This is a genomic window from Microbacterium sp. ProA8 (genome assembly GCF_039905635.1).
GTDB classification, from domain to species: domain Bacteria; phylum Actinomycetota; class Actinomycetes; order Actinomycetales; family Microbacteriaceae; genus Microbacterium; species Microbacterium chionoecetis.
Map to the genome: position 1 here is coordinate 1396405 of NZ_CP157000.1, position 14515 is coordinate 1410919.

At 71.6% G+C, this 14515-nt stretch carries 12 protein-coding genes; 4 read left to right on the forward strand and 8 right to left on the reverse strand.

Going from position 1 to position 14515, the window contains the following annotated elements; all coding sequences use genetic code 11:
- The first annotated feature begins 89 nt into the window (after nt 1-89).
- From ABG085_RS05865 to ABG085_RS05875, 3 genes are all read left to right on the forward strand, one after another.
- Nucleotides 90-806, forward strand: coding sequence for a phosphoribosyltransferase family protein (locus tag ABG085_RS05865; protein ID WP_347979287.1), 717 nt, complete (start codon nt 90-92; stop codon nt 804-806).
- 120 nt (nt 807-926) lie between these two features.
- Complete coding sequence (gene raiA, locus ABG085_RS05870; protein WP_163616768.1) at nt 927-1586, forward strand: ribosome-associated translation inhibitor RaiA; 660 nt, start codon at nt 927-929, stop codon at nt 1584-1586.
- 165 nt (nt 1587-1751) lie between these two features.
- Nucleotides 1752-2963 (forward strand): amidohydrolase family protein, encoded by a 1212-nt coding sequence (locus ABG085_RS05875; RefSeq protein ID WP_347978483.1) that lies wholly within the window; start codon nt 1752-1754, stop codon nt 2961-2963.
- Between the two features lie 84 nt (nt 2964-3047).
- On the opposite strand, the gene ABG085_RS05880 is transcribed toward ABG085_RS05875, so the two are convergent.
- Nucleotides 3048-4421: a hypothetical protein gene (locus tag ABG085_RS05880; RefSeq protein WP_347978484.1), complete on the reverse strand. Its 1374-nt coding sequence runs from the start codon at nt 4419-4421 to the stop codon at nt 3048-3050.
- Nucleotides 4422-4634: 213 nt separating this feature from the next.
- On the opposite strand from ABG085_RS05880, the gene ABG085_RS05885 reads away from it, so the two are divergent.
- Nucleotides 4635-5042 carry a hypothetical protein gene (locus tag ABG085_RS05885; RefSeq protein WP_347978485.1) on the forward strand — a complete coding sequence of 136 codons (408 nt, stop codon included), beginning with the start codon at nt 4635-4637 and terminating at the stop codon, nt 5040-5042.
- A 119-nt stretch (nt 5043-5161) separates the two neighbouring features.
- Here ABG085_RS05885 and ABG085_RS05890 read toward each other — a convergent pair whose 3' ends face one another.
- The 7 genes from ABG085_RS05890 to ABG085_RS05920 form a co-directional block, all read right to left on the reverse strand.
- Nucleotides 5162-6931 (reverse strand): DEAD/DEAH box helicase, encoded by a 1770-nt coding sequence (locus ABG085_RS05890; protein WP_347979288.1) that lies wholly within the window; start codon nt 6929-6931, stop codon nt 5162-5164.
- A 168-nt stretch (nt 6932-7099) separates the two neighbouring features.
- Entirely contained in the window at nt 7100-9964 is a 2865-nt protein-coding gene (locus ABG085_RS05895; protein ID WP_347978486.1) for an FtsX-like permease family protein, read from the reverse strand.
- 11 nt (nt 9965-9975) lie between these two features.
- Nucleotides 9976-10731 carry an ABC transporter ATP-binding protein gene (locus ABG085_RS05900; RefSeq protein WP_347978487.1) on the reverse strand — a complete coding sequence of 252 codons (756 nt, stop codon included), beginning with the start codon at nt 10729-10731 and terminating at the stop codon, nt 9976-9978.
- Nucleotides 10728-11375, reverse strand: coding sequence for a PadR family transcriptional regulator (locus ABG085_RS05905; RefSeq protein WP_347978488.1), 648 nt, complete (start codon nt 11373-11375; stop codon nt 10728-10730). Before ABG085_RS05905 ends, ABG085_RS05900 begins: the two co-directional genes overlap by 4 nt.
- Before the next feature lie 36 nt (nt 11376-11411).
- The gene (locus tag ABG085_RS05910; protein WP_347978489.1) at nt 11412-12620 is read right to left on the reverse strand and encodes an ABC transporter permease; all 1209 of its coding nucleotides are present in this window, start codon (nt 12618-12620) and stop codon (nt 11412-11414) included.
- Nucleotides 12617-13471 (reverse strand): ABC transporter ATP-binding protein, encoded by an 855-nt coding sequence (locus tag ABG085_RS05915; protein WP_347978490.1) that lies wholly within the window; start codon nt 13469-13471, stop codon nt 12617-12619. The genes ABG085_RS05910 and ABG085_RS05915 overlap by 4 nt, the downstream gene beginning before the upstream one ends.
- A complete protein-coding gene (locus ABG085_RS05920; RefSeq protein WP_347978491.1) occupies nt 13459-14388 on the reverse strand; it encodes a biotin/lipoyl-binding protein in 930 nt (309 codons plus the stop codon). The genes ABG085_RS05915 and ABG085_RS05920 overlap by 13 nt, the downstream gene beginning before the upstream one ends.
- Nucleotides 14389-14515 lie beyond the last annotated feature (127 nt).

Genomic DNA, 14515 nt, shown 5'->3' on the forward strand with positions numbered 1-14515 from the left:
CTCCCCAACGAGACGGTCGGCCGGATTCTCCACCGGTGGCCGCGATCGGCCACCCACGTGCGGCCGCCGGTGGCCAGGCTGATCCCGTGATGAGGGAATTCGTGACCGCGCTGCGCGAGGGGTGCGCCGACACGCTGGCGCTGCTCCTGCCGGTCTGGTGTGCGGGCTGCGACGAGCCCGACGTCGCGCTCTGCGAGCGCTGCGCGCTCGCCCTGCAGCCCGACGTCCGCCGTCGGGTCGTGGCGGCGCCCGGGGGAGCGGTCGACGTGTGGAGCGGGCTCGTGTTCGACGGTGTCGCCGCGCGGGTGCTGCGGGCGATCAAGGAGGACGGCCGCACCGGGCTCGCCGCCGCACTGGCGCCGCCGCTCGCCGCGGCGCTGGATCGGGCCGGCGCGGCCGGCTGCCTGGTGGTGCCGATGCCCACCTCGCGTGCGGCGTACCGCCGGCGCGGGTACCGGGTGCCCGAGCTCCTCCTCCGCCGTGCAGGGCGCCCCGGCCGTCGGCTGCTGCGCCACGCCCGCCGTACGGCCGACCAGCGCGGCCTCGATCGCGACGCGCGGCGCCGCAACGTCGCGCACAGCATGGTCGCGACCATGTCCGCGATGACGTCGCTGCGTGGCGCGATCCCGGAGGAATCCGAGCACGCCGCGTCGCGAGCGCCCCTGAGGGTGGTGGTGTTCGACGACGTCGTGACGACGGGTGCCAGCCTCGCCGAGGCGGTGCGGGCGCTGCGAGCGGCGGGCATCGAGGTGGTCGCAGCGGTCGCCCTCGCAGCGACCCCGCGGCGGCAGGGCATACCCGGATGAACGGGTTCCGTCGCATTCGAAACTCACAGGTGACAGAGTCCGGACGCGGGGCTACCGTGGGGAAGACAAGGCGACTGATGGTCCGCCCTTGGCCGGGCGGACCGGAACAAGGAGGCAGGTATGGAAACCAGCATCGTCGGCGTGGGAGTGGGGATCACGGATCGCTTCCGCGGGGTCGTCGAAGAGAAGGCCGCCCGCATCGAGAATCTCGCCCCCCGCGCGCAACGCGTGGATGTCAAGGTCACGCATCGCGCCTATCACAACGGCCGCGTCGAAGACGAGACAGTGGAGCTCACCGTCAACGGCAAGGGCCCCGTGATCAGGGCGGAGGCGACGGACGGCGACAAGTTCACCGCTCTGGACCTCGCGGTCGACAAGTTGTGCGAGCAGCTGCGTCGTGCGAAGGACAAGCGCGTCGACGCGCGCAATCACCCTCGCGGAGCCAAGTTCGAGAAGGGCAGCGGCGCGATCCAGGGGATCGATCTGCAGCCGGCGTCCGTCGATGTGCTCCGTGCCGTCGCGACCGGCGAGATCCCGATCGTCACCGGCAACGAGGAAGAAGAAGGCTACACGCCGGTCGTCATCCGGACGAAGGAGTTCCACCCGGAATGGATGTCGGTGGAGGAGGCCGTCGACCGCATGGAGCTGGTCGGGCATGACTTCTTCCTCTTCATCGATGCCCGCAGTGACCACCCGAGCGTCGTATACCGCCGCAAGGGCTGGGACTACGGTGTCATCTCGCTGACCACGCAGGCGCAGCCCGAGGAGCTGGCCTCCTGAGCCGGCGCCGGTCCATCGGACCGGCGGTGTGCTGAGGGCGGAACGACCTGACGGAGAATGAAGGGGTGCGGCCGGTTCGGCCGCACCCCTCGCGCTGTCGGCGCACGCGGACCCGGCCTCAGGCCGCACCGCCGCCGGCGGCATCCCCTTCCGGAAGGACTCTCCGTGATCATCCGCAACGCGCGCCCGTGGGGCGCTGACGCCGCCGACATCGTCATCGAAGGCGGCCGCATCGCCGCGATCGCGCCTCACGACGCGTCGACGGGACCGGCGACGGACGACGTCGACGGGCGGGGACGCCTGGTCCTCCCATCGTTCAGCGACGTGCACGTGCATCTCGACTCCTCGCGCATCGGCCTCCCCTTCCGTCCGCACACCGGGGCGCCGGGCGTGTGGGGGATGATGCTCAACGACCGGAACAACTGGCGTCACACCGACGTGCCGCACGCCGAGATCGTGGCGGGCACGCTCGAGCAGATGATCGCGAAGGGCACGACGCGCGTGCGCACGTACGCGCAGGTGGATGTCGACTGCAAGCTCGAGAAGTTCGACTCGGTGCTGGCCGCGAAGGAGAAGTTCCGCGGCCACGCCGACGTGCAGATCATGACGTTCCCGCAGGCCGGCATCCTGCGCGAAACCGGCACGGTGGACTACCTCGAGGAATCACTCAAGCAGGGTGCCGACGTCATGGGGGGCATCGATCCGAGCCAGCTCGACCGTGACCCGGTCAGGCACCTCGACATCGTGTTCGGGCTGGCCGAGAAGTACCAGGTGGAGGTCGACATCCACCTCCATGAGCCGGGCGCCCTCGGCGTGTTCAGCACGGAGCTCGTGCTCGAGCGCACGCGTGCGCTCGGCATGCAGGGGAAGGTGACGATCTCGCACGCCTACGACCTCGGTTCGGTGTCGGAGGCCGTGAGCCGGCGTCTCATCGACGAGTTCGCCGAGCTGGATGTCGCGATGGCCACCGTCGCCCCCTCGACGACCGGGCACCTGCGTCTGATCGACCTGGTCGAGGCCGGGGTTCGTGTGGGGCTCGGCGAAGACGGTCAGCGCGACTACTGGAGCCCTTACGGCAACTGCGACATGCTCGACCGCACGTGGCAGCTCGCGTTCGTCAACGGCTTCCGTCGCGACGACCACATCGAACTCGCGCTCGCCGTCGCCACGATGGGCGGGGCCTCGATCATGAGCCATGCCTCGCCGCGGGTGACGGGCGTCGGCGATCGTCCCGGCGTCACGGTCGGCGACCGCGCCGACCTCGTGCTCGTCGACGGCGAGACCCCGACGAGCGCCGTGATGGATCGCAGTGCCGACCGCACCGTGCTCCACGACGGCCGGGTGGTCGCCGACCGCCTGCGCGTCGTCCCGGTCTGACCGGCGGCGCGACGTCGTGGATGGCGGCTGAGCGGACACGCTCGAAGATTCGCGCCGTGCGCCGGCGCTCCCCTGTGCGGGCGGTCAGTCGATGAAGCCGTCGAGGAGGCTGCCGATCACCAGACCGCCGAGGATGCCCCCCATGAGGTCGCTGCCGCCGCTGCGGCGGCCGCCGCCCCAGCCCTGCTGGCCGTAGCCCTGCTGACCGAAGCCCGGCGCGCCCCACTGCTCGGGCTGCGGTCGGGCGGCGTCGATGTCGCGCTGGGCCAGCTGCAGTGCCTCGCTCGCGAGGAACGCCGCGCGGCGGGCCATGGCGAACGCCTGTTCGCGGTGGTCCTCGTCGATCGCCGTGACGGCGGCGGCCGAGGCGCCGAGGTAGCGATCGAGGTCGAGGCGCACGCGCTCGGCCTCCGCGAAGCGGGTACGGGCATCGGCGCCGATCCAGCCGCGGTGCCCTGCGATCACGTCGCGCGACACGGCCAGCTGGCGGTCGGCGTCGTCGATCGCGTGCCGCACGTGCTCGAGCGGAGGAATCGGGCGCGCGGCGCGCTCGCGGGCCTTCGCGATCGCGGCGTCCAGCCCGGCATTCGCCTCTCGCAGGAGGGTCAGCTGCTCGAACGGATCGGTGTTGACCCCGGCAGCGGGCAGTGCGGCGAGGGCGGCCTGGAGCTCGCTGATCGCGGCGCTGACAGCGGGGGACTGGGGCTCTCTGAGGGCGACCACGAGGTCGCCGCGCGAGTCCTCGACGATGGCGGCGAGCGTCGACTCGGCGCGCAGCGCCTCGACCTCGAACGTCTCGACGGCGTCGAGCAGCGTCTCGGCTCGGCGCACCGACTCGGTGGCGGCCTCGAGGGCCATGTTCGCCTGCTCGCGCTGCCCGGCCTCGCGGCGCCGCTCGGCCACGCCGGCGCTGTGCTCGGCGAAGCCGAGCAGCTGCTCCGCCTCCGCCGGGTTCGCGTCGATCTGCGCGAGAGCGTGCGACGAGTAGCGGACCGCCAGGCGCTCGACGGTCGAGCGGGCATCCGGAAGACGCAACCGCAGCCGCGCGGCATCCGCACGTACCCGCGCGATGATCTCGGGAGCACGACGCGCCCGCTCGATCTGCGCCGCGAGCGTCTCTGTCCGGTCGTCGAGCAGATCCTCGGCCCACTCGCAGAGCTGGGCGATGCGCGCGTTGCGCGTCCGGAGCTCTTCGGGGGTGTCGGGGATCTCGTCGTGGTTGAGCTGGTGCAGGTGGAACGCCTCCTGCAGGTGCGTGCGCACGGCCTCCACCGCCTCGCGGAGATCCGACGTGGGACCGGCGCCGAGTTCGGCCTCGGCGAAGGCGAGCTCGTCGGTGGTGAGTCGCAGGCGCTCGTCCGCAGCGACCAGCGCCTGCTGCGCCCGGCGCGCCAGATCGGCGTCCTGCGTGTTCAGCTCTTCCAGCTCGCGCTTGCGTTTGCCCCAGAATCCGGCCATGGATCGATCCTACGGGCGCCGCTGGGAGCAACCTGAAGCGGGCGGGGCCGCGGGGTGGGATGTTCGCGCACAGCGTGGGGGAACGGCATCGGGACGGGCGTTCGGCGACGGCTGCGGCATCCGTCGCCGTCCGTTGTATCAATCCGTGGCCGGGAACACTCTCGCAACCGGGTGGGGCGCGTCCGTGCGCCCCCGGGGAGAAACGGAAACACCATGATCCGCAAGATCATCGGGGCCACGGCCCTGAGTGCCGCGCTCGTCTTCGCCGGCGCGGGCGTCGCATCGGCGCACGAGTGCTACATCCCGCACCGCTCCGACGAGGGCAACGCGGCTGCCGGCCATTCGAAGAACTGGGTGACGCTCGACATCTCGGAGCTGTTCGTGGGCGCGCATGAATTCCTCGGCGGGGAGGCGCTCACGCCCGAGCAGGTGCAGGAGGCCGTGGCGATGACCGCGGCACAGGGCATCCCGACGTCGCTCACGACGTTCGCGCGCGACACCCTGCCCAAGGGCAATGCGCCGGAATCGCACTCGACCGACGGGAAGGGCATCGACCACTACTTCCACGCGTTCGAGGACGACCTGATCAACATCTTCTTCACGGTGCGCGGCGACATCTGACGCGACGACGCGAAAGGCGGGCGGGGCCATGTGGTCCCGCCCGCCTTTCGCGCGCTGTCGCGCACGGCGTGACTCCTCGCCCGATCCGCCGTCACGTACGGGGATGGACGACGGATGCCTCAGCCGTCGGTGCGCTTGTGCCGGGGCTTGCGCGCCGGACGGTCGTCGTACGAGCCGCGTGCCGCCGAGTCGCCGTAGCCGCGGCTGCTGGAACCGCGGTCGTCGCGGGGGCGGGACGCCCCATCGGTCCGGCGCTGCGGGCGCCCGCTGTCGGGACGCAGCTCGATGAGCTGCCCCGAGATGCGGGTGTCGGCCAGCCGGTCGAGAGCTTCACGCGGCAGGTTCGCGGGCAGCTCGACCAGCGAGAAGTCGGGCATGATCTTGATCGCGCCGAAGTCGTCACGGCGGAGGCCGCCCTCGTTCGCGAGCGCACCCACGATCTGGCGGGGCTCGACGCGCTGACGCTTGCCGACGGCGATGCGGTACGTCGCGAAGCCCTCGCGCGGCGGGCGGCGCTCGCCGCGCTCGGGACGGTCGCCGCGGTCGGGGCGCTCGGTGCGCTCTCGCGGCGCGGGCGCGGCGTCGGGCTCGAGGAGCAGCGGCGTGTCGCCCTGCGCCACCACGGCGAGGGCGGCGGCCACGTCGGCCTCGGGCACGTCGTGGTTGCGGACGTAGTGGGCGACGATGTCGCGGAACGCCTCGATGCGCTCGGCCTCGCCGAGGGCCGCGGTGATGCGGTCGTCGAAGCGTGAGAGACGCGTCACGTTGACCTCGTCGACGCTCGGCAGCGGGATCTCGGTGAGCTGCTGACGGGTGGCGCGCTCGATCATCTTGACCAGGCCGCGCTCGCGCGGCGTGACGAAGCTGATGGCGTCGCCCGTGCGGCCGGCGCGACCGGTGCGGCCGATGCGGTGGACGTAGGACTCGGCATCCGTCGGGATGTCGTAGTTCACGACGTGCGAGACGCGCTCGACGTCGAGGCCGCGGGCGGCGACGTCGGTCGCGACCAGGATGTCGAGCTTGCCCGACTTCAGCTGGTTGACCGTCTTCTCGCGCTGCGGCTGGGCGATGTCCCCGTTGATGGCGGCGGCGGAGTAGCCGCGGGCGCGGAGCTTCTCGGCGATCTCTTCGGTGACGCTGCGCGTGCGGCCGAAGACGATCATGCCGTCGAAGTTCTCGACCTCGAGGATGCGCGTGAGGGCGTCCATCTTCTGCTGCCACGCGGTGATGAGGTAGCGCTGCGAGATGTTCGCCGAGGTCTGGGTCTTGGACTTGACCGTGATCTCTTCGGGGTCGCGAAGGTACTGGGACGCGATGCGTCGGATCTGGGCCGGCATGGTCGCCGAGAAGAGCGCGACCTGCTTGGTGGCGGGAGTCTCGGCGAGGATGGTCTCGACATCCTCGGCGAAGCCCATCTTGAGCATCTCGTCGGCCTCGTCGAGCACCAGGTACTGGAGCGCGGAGAGGTCGAGGGTGCCCTTCTCGAGGTGGTCGATGATGCGGCCGGGCGTTCCGACGACGATGTGCACGCCGCGTCGGAGGGCCGACAGCTGCACGCCGTAGCCCTGGCCGCCGTAGACGGGGAGGACGTGCACGTCCTTCAGGTGGCCGGCGTACTTCTCGAACGCCTCGCACACCTGCAGCGCGAGCTCGCGCGTGGGGGCGAGCACGAGGGCCTGCGGGGTCTTCTGCGACAGGTCGAGGCGATCGATGATCGGCAGCGCGAACGCGGCGGTCTTGCCCGTTCCGGTCTGCGCCATGCCCACCACATCGCGGCCGCCCAGCAGCGTCGGGATGGTCGCCGCCTGGATCGCCGAGGGAGTCTCGTAGCCGATGCCCTTCAGCGCCTTGAGGACGGGCTGGCTCAGCCCGAGGTCGGAGAAGGTCATCGCTGCGGGCTCGGTCTGAGCCTCGTCTTCGATCTGGTCGGCGTTCGTGTGCACAGTTAAGCGTAGCGGGACGCGCCTGTGAGGCGACAGGATGCCGCACCATCAGGCGATCTCAGCGGCCTGAGGCCCGGCATCCGCCGTATCGGTGCGAGCGTGGGGCGAACGCCGTCACGTGATCGCGGTGCGGCGGGTGAGGTCGGGGCGCCGCGGCGGCACGAGCCAGTTGACGAGTGCGATCGCCAGCGACAGGCCGACGCAGAACAGCCCCAGGATCTGCCAGGGGATGTCGCCGAGCAGAAGCGTGCCCCGCGACTGGATCGCGAAGCCGATGGGCGGAAGCACACCGGCGATGGCGCCGGCCATGGTGCCGAAGCCGGCGATGATGAGGCCCTGCCAGAATCCGATGTTCCGCCGAAGAACCGGCGTACCGCCGACCGCGGAGAGGGTCGCGTCGTCGGGCCGGCGCTCGAAGCGGGCGAGGCCCAGCGCCACGGCGCTCGCGCCGAGCACGAGGACGCCGACGACCGACAGCAGAGGGACCATCCACGTGGCGTCGCTCGGCGGCCCGGCCTCGAAGCTGTGCGACAGCATGAAATCGTCACCGCTCGCGAGATCGACCTGCGCCTGCAGGCGATCGCGCTCCTGGGTCGACGGCGGCGCCTCGAGCGAGGCGATCACGCGCTCGGGAACGGCGGCGAGGCCCAGCCGGGCTGCGGTCGCGGGGGCGATGGCGATCGCGGTCGGCTGCATCGGGGCGTCGACGACGATCGCGTCCATCCGCTCCTCCCACGCCGGGTCGGCGATGCGCTGACCGGTCCAGGGGATCCACACGTTGCTGGGCATCCCGTCGACCAGGTCGCCGCCGGACCACGCCGCGATCGAGATCTCACCGTCCGTGACGAAGCGGCGGTCTGCGACGATCGCCGCGCCGTCGCGGTAAGCGGCACGCTCGCCGGGTGTCAGCGTGATGCCGAGCACCGTCTCGAGGTCTTCGGGGCGCACCACCGACAGCGGATTGTCGGGATCCTGGCCGTTCGAGGTGAAGCTGTCGTCGATCTCGGGGTCGAGCAGGTGCTCCGCCGGAAGCAGTGCGATCGCGAGAGTGAGCTCGTCCGGCACCTCCTCGGCCGAGCTGTAGTTCCAGTGGGTGGGCTGCTGTCGCGCGATGACGGCGGTCCCGGTGGCTCCCGCGCCCTCCGCCACGTCGAGCGCGGCGGCCGCACCGGTCTGGGCAGCATCCGGGTCGACCACCCCCATCGTGCTGCCGGCACCCGGCCAGATGCTGATCGAGAGACTCCCGAGCGGGGCCGCGTAGTACCAGGTGCGGGCGTTCTGAGCCGTCTGCATCGAAGACTGCCCGACCGCGAACACCCCGATGAAGACCGTCGCCGCGATCGCCGCGAAAGCCGGCACCGTGCGACCCGCGTTGGCCGCGGCATCCCGGGACGCGATCCTGGCCGCGAGTCCGACGCGCGAGAGGAGGCGTGACGTCGTCCACAGGAGCCAGCCGCCCGACATGAGGATGCCCACCTGGGTGAGGATCGGACCGACGACGATGCCGAGGGCGGGGATGTATCGCAGCGGGGAGTCGCCGGTGAGGTCGGAGACGTTCACAGCTGCGACGACGAAGGCGCACGCGATCGTCGTCACGATGCCGACGAGCAGCACGATGGATCCCCACACCGGCCGCGCCACTCCCGGCTTCTGCGGGCGGCGGGCGCCTCGCAGCGCGCGGAGCGGGTCGGTGCGTGCGACCGTGCGCGACGGAACCAGGGCGGACGCCGTGCCGACCACCACCGCGAAGACGAAGATCGCAGCGAGGCCCGGCCAGGGCACGTGGAAACCCCAGTACTGCGTGGCGCTGCCGTCGGCCGTGACGGCGACGACCAGCGCGGCCACTCCGACGCCGAGGATCAGTCCCGTCACGCCCCCGAGGGCGCCGAGGGTCGTGCCCTGGAGGAGGACGATCCGCGACAGGTCGCCGCGATTCGCCCCGACGCTGGCTGCCACGGCGAGCGACCGCTGCTGACGGCGCGCCGCGACCGCGAAGGCGGCGCCGGCCAGCATGACGACCACGTACGCGGCGAACAGGCCGCCGGCCGCCACGACGAGGACGGTGGGCCAGACGCTCGCCCACTGGTCGAGCACCGAGCCACGCACCTCTTTGCGCAGGGCGGTCGGCGGATCGAGCACGACGGCACGCGAGTAGGCCACGACGCCCTCTTCGTTGAGCGCCTGCACGTCCTCCCACGACAGGGCGGGCTCGGGCAGATACCACCTTCGCTCGCCGCCGATCACGCCGCGCAGTTCGGCGGTGCCCGGCAGGAACACCCCGCTGGCGGAGTCGGGCAGGGTCGCGGCATCCAGCGTTCCGACGATCTCGAAGGTCCCGCCGCCTTCGGCGAGCGTCAGGTCTCCGCCGATCAGGACGCCCAGCCGCTCGAGGGTCGCGGGGGTCACCATCGCCTCGGTGGCGCGGGTGGGACGCTCGCCGTCGACGAGGTCGAAGGCGCCGGAGAATCGAGGATCCCAGGCGTCGCCGGTCCACGCGGCGACGAGGCCCAGGCCGTCGCGCGTCTCGACGCGAGCCGTGGCGCTCGTCAGCAGGATCGTCTCGGTGCCCGGCGGCAGCGCGCCGATCGGGTCGTCGGGGATCGTGCCGTCGGGCACCTCCCAGCTGTCGTCCGCGCCCGCCGGATATCCGGTCCACTGCGGCTGGGTGGGAGCCTGCCAGAACCCCTCGCCCGGGACGCCCGCCGGGGTGATCCAGGCCTGCATCGCACCCAGTTCGGCCCGCACCCGGTCTTCCGGTGTGCCGAGGGTGCTCGCCGCGAAGACGCCGTAGGCGGTCATCGCCGCGATGGGAAGCGCCACGAGTATCACGACGAGCAGGCTCGAAAGCTTCGTGCGGACCACCTGCCGGCGGGCGAGCCGGATCGCCACGCGCCACCGGCCGGCGGCGGAGCCGAGGGTCGCGGTGACCGGCCGTGCCGGCGCGCCGCTCACCTTCGGCGCCTCGAGCACCGCGGTCACCGGGCCGTCCGTCACCGCACGCCCGACAGCAGCGTCTCGGCGCCCTGACGGCGCGACTCGTCGATGATCCGCCCGTCTCGGAGGAACACGATGCGGTCCGCGAAGGCGGCATGGCGGGCTTCGTGGGTGACCAGGATGCCGGCCGCTCCGGCATCCACTCGCGCACGCAGCACCTTCAGCACCATCTCGCCCGTGACCGAGTCGAGTGCGCCGGTCGGTTCGTCGGCGAGGATCAGCCGCCGCCCGCCGACGACGGCGCGCGCGATCGCGACGCGCTGCTGCTGACCGCCCGACAGGTCGTCGGGGTACGCGTCCGCCTTGGCTTCGAGCCCCACCGAGGCCAGCGCATCGCGGCCCGCGCGGCGGGCGACCCGCAGGCGGAAGCCGTCGAGCTCGAGGGGGAGCGTCACGTTCTCCAGCGCCGTGAGCGTCGGGATGAGGTTGAAGTCCTGGAAGACGAAGCCCAGCGACCGCCGCCGCAGCCGGGCGAGCTCCCCTGGCGACTGCTCGCTGAGATAGGCGCCCTCGATCACGACCTCGCCCGTCGTCGGGATCGCCAGCCCGCCGGCGATCGTGAGCAGGGTCGACTTGCCGGACCCGGAGGGCCCCATCACGGCGACGAGCTCGCCCGGCTGCACCTCGAAGTCAACGCCCGACAGTGCCGAGACCGCGGTCGCGCCGGTGCCGTACTGCTGCGTCACGCCGATCAGGCGCAGCACCGGATCCTGTGCCTCGACGGGCTCCTCAACCGGTCGGAGGGCGGTCATCGCCCCGCGCCCGTGGCCGTCGGGGTGTCGTCGCGCTTCGCTCGCCCGACGACGGCGGGCTCCTTGACGGGGCGTCCGCGCTTGGGCTTGTCGGTCGACAGCTCCAGCGCCATGGCGTGATCGGGATGCAGCGCCAGGCGCTGCTCGGAGTGATCCAGCCAGCGCACCTCGGCCTCGGCGGCGAAGATCATCGAGTCGACGACGAGCGACCAGGCGAGTTCCTCCGGGCCGTCCGGATTGGCGCCGGCGTACTTCGCGCGGTTGAGCTCCTGCAGCTGCGCGAGCGACGCCCGGCGCTGCGTCTGGACGATGTCCGCCACGTCGACCCCCGGCAGCGTCGCCGCAACGGCGAGCTTGATCGCCAGCTCGTCGCGCGTGCCGTGCCCGCGCTGGACCGGCGAGGCCAGCCACGACCGCACCTCGTCGGCCCCGGCATCCGTGATCTCCCAGTAGACGTGACCGTGCTCGTCGATGTCGCCCTTCTCGACGAGGCCGTCGCGTTCGAGGCGGTCGAGCGTGTTGTAGATCTGCCCGACGTTGAGCGGCCACGTCGAGCCGGTGCGGCGGTCGAACTCCGCGCGCAGCTGATAGCCGTAGCACGGCCCCTGATCCAGGATGGCGAGCAGACTCTGACGAACGGACATGGGGTTCTCCTTCGGGATGGAGCGTCGGCGCCTCCGCTAGAAGCGCAGCGCGTCGATCACGTTCGAGCGGACGGCGACGAGGGCGGGGATGAAGCCGGCGAGGGCGCCGATCGCGACGGCGGCGACGAGGCCGATGACGGCGGCGCGCATCGGGAACGGAGGGATGTCCTGCATGCCCTGGAACATGTCGAGGACGAACGGGGCCTTCAGGATCGCGACCGCGATCGCGATGCCCACGATGCCTGCGACCGCGGTCGCCACGACGGACTCGAGCATGACCGACGAGAAGATGCGGCTTCCGGTCGCCCCGAAGCTGCGCCGCACGCCGATCTCGCGGATGCGCTGGCGCATGGCGACGAGCTGGATGTTGACGAGCCCGAGCCCGCCGAGCAGAAGCACGAGCCCCGCGATCCCGCCGGTGACCAGCTCGAACGTCTGGGCGTACTGGGCCTGATCCGGTCGAGATGCCCAGTCGGTGCGGCTCACCATGACGTCGACGCCGTCGAGACCCGCGCGGAGATCGGCCGCCAGTGCCGGGCCGATCTCCGCCGCCATGTCCTCGGGCACCCACGCCTCCCACATGACCCCCATGTCGGGGGGAAGGATGCCACGGCGCGCGGTGTAGTCGCCGTACAGCATCGTCACGTGCTTGTCCTCGTCGCCGACGTACTCCCGCGGCGTCACGCCGACCACGGTGTACGACCCGCCGACGTCACCCTGGATCTGCAGCGCGAAGCCCGTGGCGAGCGAGGGCCTGCCGTACACGTCCCACAGTGACTCGGTGATGACGACCGGGGGAGAGGCGAGGTCGGTGTCGGCCTCGGTGAACCAGCGCCCCTCGAGGAGCGGCGTGCGGTGGATCACCGGATAGGCCGGGTCGACGAGGCGCGTCGACACCTGTCGCACCTGCTCCGGAGTCTGCAGCGGCAGCATGACGGGGTCGACGATCCGAGTGAAATGCGAGAACTCGTACCGCTCGGCCACACGATCGACGTGGGCCCCGAACTCCTCCCAGTCCATCGGCGCGCCGTCGGTGCTGTTCGCCATGAACTGGATGGTCGCGGGACGACCGCCGAACCGGTCGGACTGCTCCGTCATCTGCTGCTGCTGGTACTCGCTGAGCGCGACGACCGCGGTGATCGCCCCGACCGAAACCGCGATGCCGATGAGGCTCAGCAGCACGCGCAGCTTGTGATGGCGGATCTCGGACCACGCCTCGCCCAGGGCGCCGACCAGGCCGCTCACGAGGCCACCTCGAGCGGGTGTGCCGTGAGTCCGGGGTCGGGCTCTGCGCCGTCGGGGCCGGGCTCGGCGCCGTCGGGCTGGGGCTCGGCGCCCGGCCGCTCCTCGACGCTCGCGGAGAGCCCCGACGCGTCCGCTGCGGCGGCGTTGGCGGGCAGGTCGAGCGCGAAGGCGGTGAGCACGCCGGCGTCCAGGCGGTAGTGGCGACGGGCGCGGGCGGCGACGTTCAGGTCGTGGGTGATGGTGACCAGCGCGGCGTCGACCTCGGAGGCGATCTCATCGAGGAGGGACATCACGGATGCCCCGGTCTCGACGTCGAGCGCACCGGTGGGCTCGTCCGCCAGGATGAGCGCCGGCCGGCGCACCAGTGCCCGTGCGATCGCGACGCGCTGCTGCTCGCCGCCGGAGAGCTGCTCCGGGGTGGATTCGATGCGGTGGCCGAGGCCGACGCGCTCGAGCATGCGGGTCGCGGCCGTGCGGCGCGTCCAGAAGTCGCGACCGCGGGCGTACCCGAGCGGCATCATCACGTTCTCGAGCGCGGTGCGGCCGGCGAGCAGGTTGAACTGCTGGAAGACGAAGCCGACGTTGCGTCCGCGCAGCCGGTCGAGCCGGGCCTTGCGCATGCGCCGCACCGGCTCGCCGCGGAACGCGACGCTGCCCTCCGAGGGCGCGTCGAGCATGCCCATCAGGTTGAGGAGGGTGGACTTGCCCGAGCCGCTGCGTCCGACGATGGCCACGTGATCTCCCGCCGCGATCTCGAGGTCGATGTCGCGGAGGATGTCGAGGCGCGAGTCGTCGGGCAGGATGACGTGCTTGGCGACCCCCTCGAGCCGGACGAGGCTCACCAGTTCCATCCCTGCGGCTCGCAGTACTCGCCGCCCATGCCGTCGTCATAGCAGACCGGTTCGTCGTCGGCGGCGATCCCGGGCACGTATTGGCGTACCTGCTCGCCCTCCTGCAGGCCGCTCGTGACCTCGACGATGGTGCCGTCGTTCACGCCGAGCGCGACATCCCGCTCCTCCAGCTCACCCTCGCCGGCGTCGACCCACACGACTCCGGTGCCGTCGCCGCCCTTCACCGCGGTCGTCGGGACGACCAGCACGTCCGACACCGTGCCGAGGTCGATGTCGAGCTGCGTCTGGAGCCCCGCGAACACGGTCTGATCGGCGGGCACCGCGCACGTCACGGTGGTGGTGCCGTCCTCGGCGACCTCGACCCTCAGCCCCGTGCAGGTGAACGGCGCGGGCCCGCCCTGGATCGTCACCGACCCCTCGGCAGGCGCTCCCTGCAGGCGGTACAGCTGCACCGGCTCGACCGTGGCCTGCACGTGGTAGCGCGCCGGCGTGAGCTTCGCCAGCTCACCCCCGATCGACGCGGGCTGGCCCTTGACGACGGCGAGCTCGCTCACGTCTCCCGCCTCGGCCGCGACGACGTCGACGTTCTTCACGGGGTCGGCCTGCTTGATGGTGAACAGCTTCTGCCCGGCCGCGACCGCCTGGCCGTTGGCGACGTGCACGGCGGTGACCGTTCCGTCGATCTCGGAGCGGACCGGGTAGGCGGCATCCCTGGCGATCGTCCCCGGCAGGGTCAGCGCGTTGGCGACCTCGGCGCGCTCCACGGCCACCACCGGATCGGCGATCTGCGCCGAGGGCGTGACGGCGGCGGCCGGTGCGGCATCCGGGAAGAACGCGATCTTCACGAGGGCGGCAGCTGCCGCCCCGAGGATGACCACCATCAGGATCGGGAAGATCCATCGCCGCCAGACAACCATGTCGTACCTTTCGGTCAGGGCATACCCAGTATGTAGTCACCGAGTATATGCATACCCGGAATGCAATGACATCGCGGGATTCCCGGCGCGTCGCGCGGCGGAGGACGAGTCCACACCCAGCGCACAC